General features: G+C 37.1%; 5 protein-coding genes. All 5 read left to right on the plus strand.

Features of this window, described 5'->3' with window-relative positions; genetic code table 11:
* Positions 1 to 5: 5 nt before the first annotated feature.
* On the plus strand, positions 6 to 1,160 hold the full coding sequence (locus FZF09_RS16055; protein ID WP_158737616.1) for a glucose-1-phosphate adenylyltransferase: 1,155 nt from the start codon (positions 6 to 8) through the stop codon (positions 1,158 to 1,160).
* A gap of 18 nt (positions 1,161 to 1,178) precedes the next feature.
* On the plus strand, positions 1,179 to 2,285 hold the full coding sequence (glgD, locus tag FZF09_RS16060) for a glucose-1-phosphate adenylyltransferase subunit GlgD (protein ID WP_158737617.1): 1,107 nt from the start codon (positions 1,179 to 1,181) through the stop codon (positions 2,283 to 2,285).
* A 20-nt stretch (positions 2,286 to 2,305) separates the two neighbouring features.
* Positions 2,306 to 3,712, plus strand: coding sequence for a glycogen synthase GlgA (gene glgA, locus FZF09_RS16065; protein ID WP_370514471.1), 1,407 nt, complete (start codon positions 2,306 to 2,308; stop codon positions 3,710 to 3,712).
* 31 nt (positions 3,713 to 3,743) lie between these two features.
* Positions 3,744 to 6,176, plus strand: coding sequence for a glycogen/starch/alpha-glucan phosphorylase (locus tag FZF09_RS16070; protein WP_158737618.1), 2,433 nt, complete (start codon positions 3,744 to 3,746; stop codon positions 6,174 to 6,176).
* Positions 6,177 to 6,431: 255 nt separating this feature from the next.
* Positions 6,432 to 6,823, plus strand: a 392-nt coding sequence (locus tag FZF09_RS16075) for a transposase (protein ID WP_199256810.1), incomplete at its 3' end; no start/stop codon positions are given.

Below are 6,823 nucleotides of genomic sequence, written 5' to 3' on the forward strand. Positions count from 1 at the left end.
CATACATGAAAAAAGAATGTGTTGGCATGCTTTTAGCCGGTGGAGAAGGAAAAAGACTTGGTCTATTGACAAAAGATATGGCAAAGCCTGGAGTCTATTTTGGCGGCAAATACCGGATTATTGATTTCACCTTAAGCAATTGTGCGAATTCTGGAATTGATACAGTGGGCGTCTTAACGCAGTATGCCCCTCTTGCTCTTAATAGGCATCTGGGTATAGGACAGCCATGGGATATGGATCGAAGCGATGGGGGTACTAGTATTTTACCGCCTTACCGAGTAAAGGATGGCGGGGACTGGTATTGTGGTACCGCAGATGCTATATTTCAAAATTTACATTTCCTAGATCAGTATAATCCAGAATTTGTACTCGTTATTTCAGGTGATCACATATATAAAATGAACTATTCAGCTATGCTTGATTTTCACAAAGAAACAGGAGCCGAAGCTTCTATTTCAGTTATTGAAGTACCATGGGAAGAAACTTCACGTTTTGGTATTATGAACACGAATAATCATTTAGCAATTACGGATTTCGAAGAAAAACCAGCCATTGCCAAAAACAACTTAGCTTCGATGGGAATATATATCTTTAACTGGTCTGTTCTAAGACAATACTTAATCCAGGACGCATCTAACCCTGCTTCAAGTCATGATTTTGGAAAGGATATTATCCCTGCAATGCTCGAGGATAATCGTAAACTTTTCGCTTTTCCATACCGCGGCTATTGGAAAGATGTCGGTACCATTCAAAGCTATTGGGAAGCTAATATGGATTTGTTAGACGATGACTCTTGCCTTCGCCTTGATGATCCTCATTGGCGCATATACACGGTAAATCCAAATCAACCCCCTCATTATATTGGTCCTGAAGCAACCGTAAGAGGTTCTCTCATTAATGAAGGATGCCAAGTGTTCGGGAATATTAAGCGTTCTATTTTATTTTACGGTGTGGAAACAAAAATGGGATCATGCATAACCGATTCTGTTATTATGCCAAAAGTGAAAGTAGGTAAGGATGTTATATTAGAGCGAGCGATTGTAAAAGAAGATACCATCTTACCGGATGGATGTGTAATAAAGCCAGAAGCGGATGAAAAATTAATAGTAATAGATAAGGAAACTTCCTTTGAAAATTTTACTTATGTTAAACAGCTTTAATTTAGGAAGGGGACAAATATGACTGGAATGATGGGAGTAGTCAATCTTGATGCCGAATATGATTTTTTACAAGAATTAACTTATTTCAGGTGCGGTGCCGCTGTACCTTTTGCAGGACGCTACCGATTAATTGACTTTACACTTTCTAACATGTCCAATGCAGGCATTCAAGAAATAGCTGTGTTTACAAGAAACAAATACCGATCGCTTATGGACCACTTGGGGACTGGAGCGGAATGGGACCTTGATCGAAAAAGAGGCGGATTATTTATTTTACCCCCAGACTGGAACGATCCTAGTGATGTATCTAAAGGAGATCTTCAACATTATCATAACAATCGGGATTTCTTTTCACGTGGCAACCCTCAGTATATTTGCATAAGCGGAAGCCAATTTATAAGTAATATTTCCGTTCGTGAAGCTTTTCGCCATCATTTGCAAACAGAAGCAGATGTGACTTTAATTACAAAAACATTTCCTGTGTTAGAAAATGAACATAACCACTGTTTAAAAGTTGAACATGATGAACAAGGCTGGGTGAGTGCTTTTACAAATGACAAAATCAACCCTGCCGTATTTTCAGGTATGTATATAATTGGAAAAAAATTATTTTTAGACTTAGTAGAAGAATGCATTTCACGAGGAAAAACAAGCCTTTTTCAAGATGGCATCAAAGACAATCTCTCAAGACTGCATGTGCAGACATATCATCATTCTGGTTATTCATCGGTCATTAATTCTTTAGAAAGCTACTATAAACACAACATGAGACTTTTAGATTCTGAAAACTATCGAAAACTGTTTTTTACCGATCAATTGATATATACCAAAGTAAAAGATGAACCTCCGGCAAAATACAACAGCCACATCGAAGTTAAAAACTCCTTAATTGCTAATGGATGTGTGATAAAAGGCGAGGTAGAAAACAGCATTCTATTTCGGGGAGTAAAAGTAGATAGTGGGGCTTCTATAAAAAATTCAATTATTATGCAACGCTGTCATATTGAAGAAGGAGCAGTACTAGAAGATGTCATTATCGATAAAGACGTTAGGGTTTCGAAAAATCGAACACTTATTGGTGCAAAAGAACAACCTTATGCTATCGCTAAGAGATCATCTATTTAATCGTTGAAGAGGAGAGAGCTATGTTGAACATCTTATTTACTGCCTCTGAATGCACTCCCTTTATAAAAACCGGAGGGCTGGCCGATGTGATCGGTTCTTTACCGGCTGCACTGAAAAATGAACAACATTGTAATATCAATGTTATACTGCCTTTCTATGAAGATATAAAACTTAACCAATCAGAAACAGACCTTGTTGCGTCGTTTAATGTTCCTGTTGGCTGGCGCAATCAAGAAGCTTCTCTGCATAAACTTTCTCATAACAACATCACTTATTACTTTATCAAAAATTCCTACTATTTCGGCAGAAAAGGAACCTATGGGTATTTCGATGACGGGGAACGGTTTGTTTTTTTTAGTCGAGCAGTCATCGAATCACTGCCATTTCTTTCTTTTACCCCAGATATTATTCATAGTCACGACTGGCAGACTGGTTTAGTTCCTGCCTTTTTGAAAATCTTGCAGCCTATTACTGGAGTTAAATGTGTGTTTACTATCCATAATATTCAATACCAGGGTATTATGCCTGCTAATATGTTCAATGAGCTGCTAAATATCGGATCTGAGCATATGTTCGGAATGGAATGGGATGGATTGCTAAATTGCATGAAAGCTGGAATTTATCACGCAGACCTTTTAACTACAGTAAGCCCTTCTTATGCCAAAGAAATACAGTACAGTTATTATGGAGAGGGTCTTGATCCTCTCCTGCGTAAACGCCAGGAAAATCTGTATGGAGTAGTAAATGGAATAGACACTTCTGAATTTAATCCCAAAACAGATACAAGCTTATATAAAAACTACTACCATTCTTCAGACGACAAAAAAGAAAATAAAAAAGCTTTGCAGAAAGAAGCTAATCTGCCTGTTTCATCGGAAACTCCTGTGATAGGGATTATTTCAAGACTTGTTGAACAAAAAGGGCTTTCTCTTGTCACCTGTATGCTTCATGAAATATTACAAGAAGATGTGCAGCTTATTATTTTAGGCACTGGAGATAACTCTATTGAAGATACTTTATTAGAGGCAGCACATACACATAAAGAACAAATTGTTTTTTATAATTTTTTTAATGAAGCACTCGCACGAAGGATTTATGCTGGTTCTGACTTTTTTCTAATGCCTTCGAGATTTGAACCTTGCGGGCTTGGTCAATTAATTGCTTTACGATACGAAACAGCGCCAATAGTTCGTGAAACAGGAGGACTGCGCGACACTGTTGTTCCTTTTAATGAATATACGAAAGAAGGAAACGGTTTTTCATTTACAAATTACAATGCCCACGATATGTTTCATGCGATCCAATATGCATTAAACACATATCATACTCCAGAACTTTGGGATAACATCTTAAATAACATTTATGCCTCCTCTATCAGCTGGCATCAATCTGCAAAAAAATACCTTTCCATGTATGAAGAGCTTTGATTTTTTAAATGCACGAAGAGGGAGTGGATTTATGAAAGAAAAAGAGATACAAGAAGCCATAAACAGCCATCTAGAAACAAAACTAGGCATATCTGTTAAAGATGCATCAAATAAAGAAATATTTATTGCTTTAAGCTGTGCTTTAACCGAAAAAATAAATCTAGATTGGAAATTAACGCAGGAATTTTATGATAAAAATAACGAAAAGCAAGTATATTATTTTTCCATGGAATTTCTACTTGGAAAGCTGATGAAAGTACACCTATTAAATCTTCAAATGTTAGAGCCGGCAAAAAAAGCAGTAAAAAAGCTTGGTTTTACTTTGGATGAGGTGCTGGCTTGTGAACACGATGCCGGACTTGGTAACGGAGGGCTGGGGAGGCTGGCAGCTTGTTTTTTAGATTCTATGGCTTCCTTGCAAATCCCCGGTCATGGATGCGGTATACGTTACAAATACGGCTTGTTTGAACAAAGGCTGATTAACCGAAACCAAGTAGAATTACCAGATTATTGGCTTAAAGATGATTATGTATGGGAACATAGAAAACCAGATGAAAGCGTGGAAGTGAAGTTTGGCGGCACAATTAACATGAAAGAAGAAAACGGACGACTCCAGTTTTATCACAACAACGCGGAAACAGTTAGGGCTGTGCCGTTTGATGTACCGATTACTGGATATAACAATCAAACTGTTAATACACTTAGATTATGGAGCGCCGAATCATCAATAGACGCAGCAGCTTATTCTCAAAATGAACTTCCACAATATAACGATTATCTAGAATATAAACGTTCCATTGAACAAATATCTGAGTTTCTTTATCCTGATGATTCTCATTTTGAAGGAAAAAAGCTTCGATTGAAACAGCAATACTTTCTCGTATCTGCAGGACTTCAAAGTATTATTCGCTCATTTAAAACAAAGTATAATCAATCGTTATCAGAGTTTTCGAGCAAAGTGGCTATTCAAATCAATGACACTCATCCTAGTTTGGTAGTTCCCGAATTAATGAGATTGTTAATGGATGAAGAGGAGATGGGCTGGGAACAAGCTTGGTCTATTACGACTCAAACGGTGGCATATACGAACCACACCACCCTTAGTGAAGCACTAGAGACTTGGCCAGTGGACTTGTTTTCTGCACTGCTGCCAAGAATTTACATGATTGTGGAAGAAATAAACGAAAGGTTTTGCCAAAGTATTTGGTTTGACCACAAACAATTTAGAAATGAAATCCCTGAACTTGCAATCATCAGTTACGGGCAGATAAAAATGGCTCATTTGGCAATTGTTGGGAGCCACAGTGTAAACGGTGTTGCCAAAATCCATACTAATATTTTAAAAAATAAAGAAATGAAACATTTTTATCGACTGTATCCAGCAAAATTTAATAACAAAACAAATGGTATTACCCATAGAAGATGGCTGCTGCAAATAAATCCTGAACTTTCCCGTTTAATTACGTCCGCCATCGGAAATCAATGGAAGGAACGTCCTAAAGATTTAATTAAGCTTATACGCTATGCAGAAGATCCTTCCTTTCAGTTAAAAGCAAAAGAAGTAAAAACGTATAATAAACAAAGGCTTGCCCGTATCATCAAAGCTCAAACTGGATTAATCGTTGATGACCAGTCTATTTTCGATGTTCATATCAAGCGATTGCACGGCTACAAACGTCAGCTGCTAAATATATTTCATATTGTTTACTTGTACAATACCCTAAAAGAAAACCCAGATCTTGATATTATTCCACGTACTTTTATTTTTGGAGCAAAGGCTGCTCCGGGCTATTATTTCGCCAAACAAGTTATTCGTTTCATCCTTTCAGCTGCTGATATCATTAATAATGACGATACAATTCAAAATAAACTAAAGGTCGTATTTTTAGAAAACTATAATATAACACTAGCCGAAAAAATAATTCCTGCCGCTGATGTTAGTGAGCAGATCTCCACTGCCAGTAAAGAAGCATCTGGCACAGGCAACATGAAGATGATGATGAACGGAGCACTTACACTCGGGACTCTAGATGGGGCTAACATTGAAATAAAAGATATGGTTGGCGAAAACAATATATTTACATTTGGACTCACTGCAGACGAAGTCCTTCATTTTTATCACCATGGCGGCTATAATGCCCAAGACTTATACCAAACAGATGAACGTTTACAATCCATTTTAAATCAATTACACGACGGTTTTTTTGGTAATGATGAAAAAGACTTTAAAGATATTTACTATAATTTACTTTCTCATAATGATGAATTTTTTGTTTTAAAAGATTTCAATAGTTACGAAGAAACACAAGAATTTGTCGACCAAACATATCGTAATCAACAAAAATGGATGAAAATGAGTATCACGAATGTTGCACATTCAGGAAAATTTTCCAGCGATCGGACGATTCATGAATACGCTTCTGAAATATGGAAGGTTTCTAAATCCCCTGTTTTTTCTCGTTAAAGATAACTAACACTAAAGATAAGGACAAAGGAGCAGCTCCCTTTATACTCTCACCTATAGAATTTTTTATATATGCTGACAGTGTTACCTAGTACAGAGGCTGGGACAAAACCCAGTAATTAAAAAGAGTGGTCCTCGCCAATACGTTGGTGGGGACCACTCTTTTTAATAAAATGCTAAAATAAAGTACGTAAAAAGGATACCTTCTGATAAAGTTAAAGTAACGACACAAAAACAGTATCGGAGGTATCCCTTATGTTTAAACATTATACCATGAATCAAGTCATTTTGCCGTTAGATTTAGAAATAAAACTTCAAGAAAATGATATAGCTTATGCCGTCAACGATGTTGTGGAAACGATTCCAGATGAAGCATTCGCTGGCCTTTTACGTGAAACAGGCTGTCCGGCTTACCATCCGCGAATGATGATGAAGGTGATTTTGTGCGCTTATACGCAATCCGTTTTCTCTGGTAGAAAGATCGAAGGATTACTCAAAGATAGTGTTCGAATGATGTGGTTAGCTCAAGGATATGAACCAAGTTATCGTACCATCAATCGTTTCGGTGTACATCCACATGTCAAAGAGCTCCTGCGTCAGTGCTTTGTCCAATTTCGTTGTCAGCTTGTTGAGGAAAAATTAATGGA

It is taken from the genome of Alteribacillus sp. YIM 98480 (assembly GCF_009765375.1).
Taxonomy (GTDB): domain Bacteria; phylum Bacillota; class Bacilli; order Bacillales; family Marinococcaceae; genus Alteribacillus.

What these genes read in the sequence shown, in the direction of transcription:
- glgD (WP_158737617.1), top strand. Translation starts at nt 1,179, where the DNA reads ATGACTGGAATGATGGGAGTAGTCAATCTTGATGCCGAATATGATTTT.
- glgA (WP_370514471.1), top strand. Translation starts at nt 2,306, where the DNA reads ATGTTGAACATCTTATTTACTGCCTCTGAATGCACTCCCTTTATAAAA.
- FZF09_RS16055 (WP_158737616.1), top strand. Translation starts at nt 6, where the DNA reads ATGAAAAAAGAATGTGTTGGCATGCTTTTAGCCGGTGGAGAAGGAAAA.
- FZF09_RS16070 (WP_158737618.1), top strand. Translation starts at nt 3,744, where the DNA reads ATGAAAGAAAAAGAGATACAAGAAGCCATAAACAGCCATCTAGAAACA.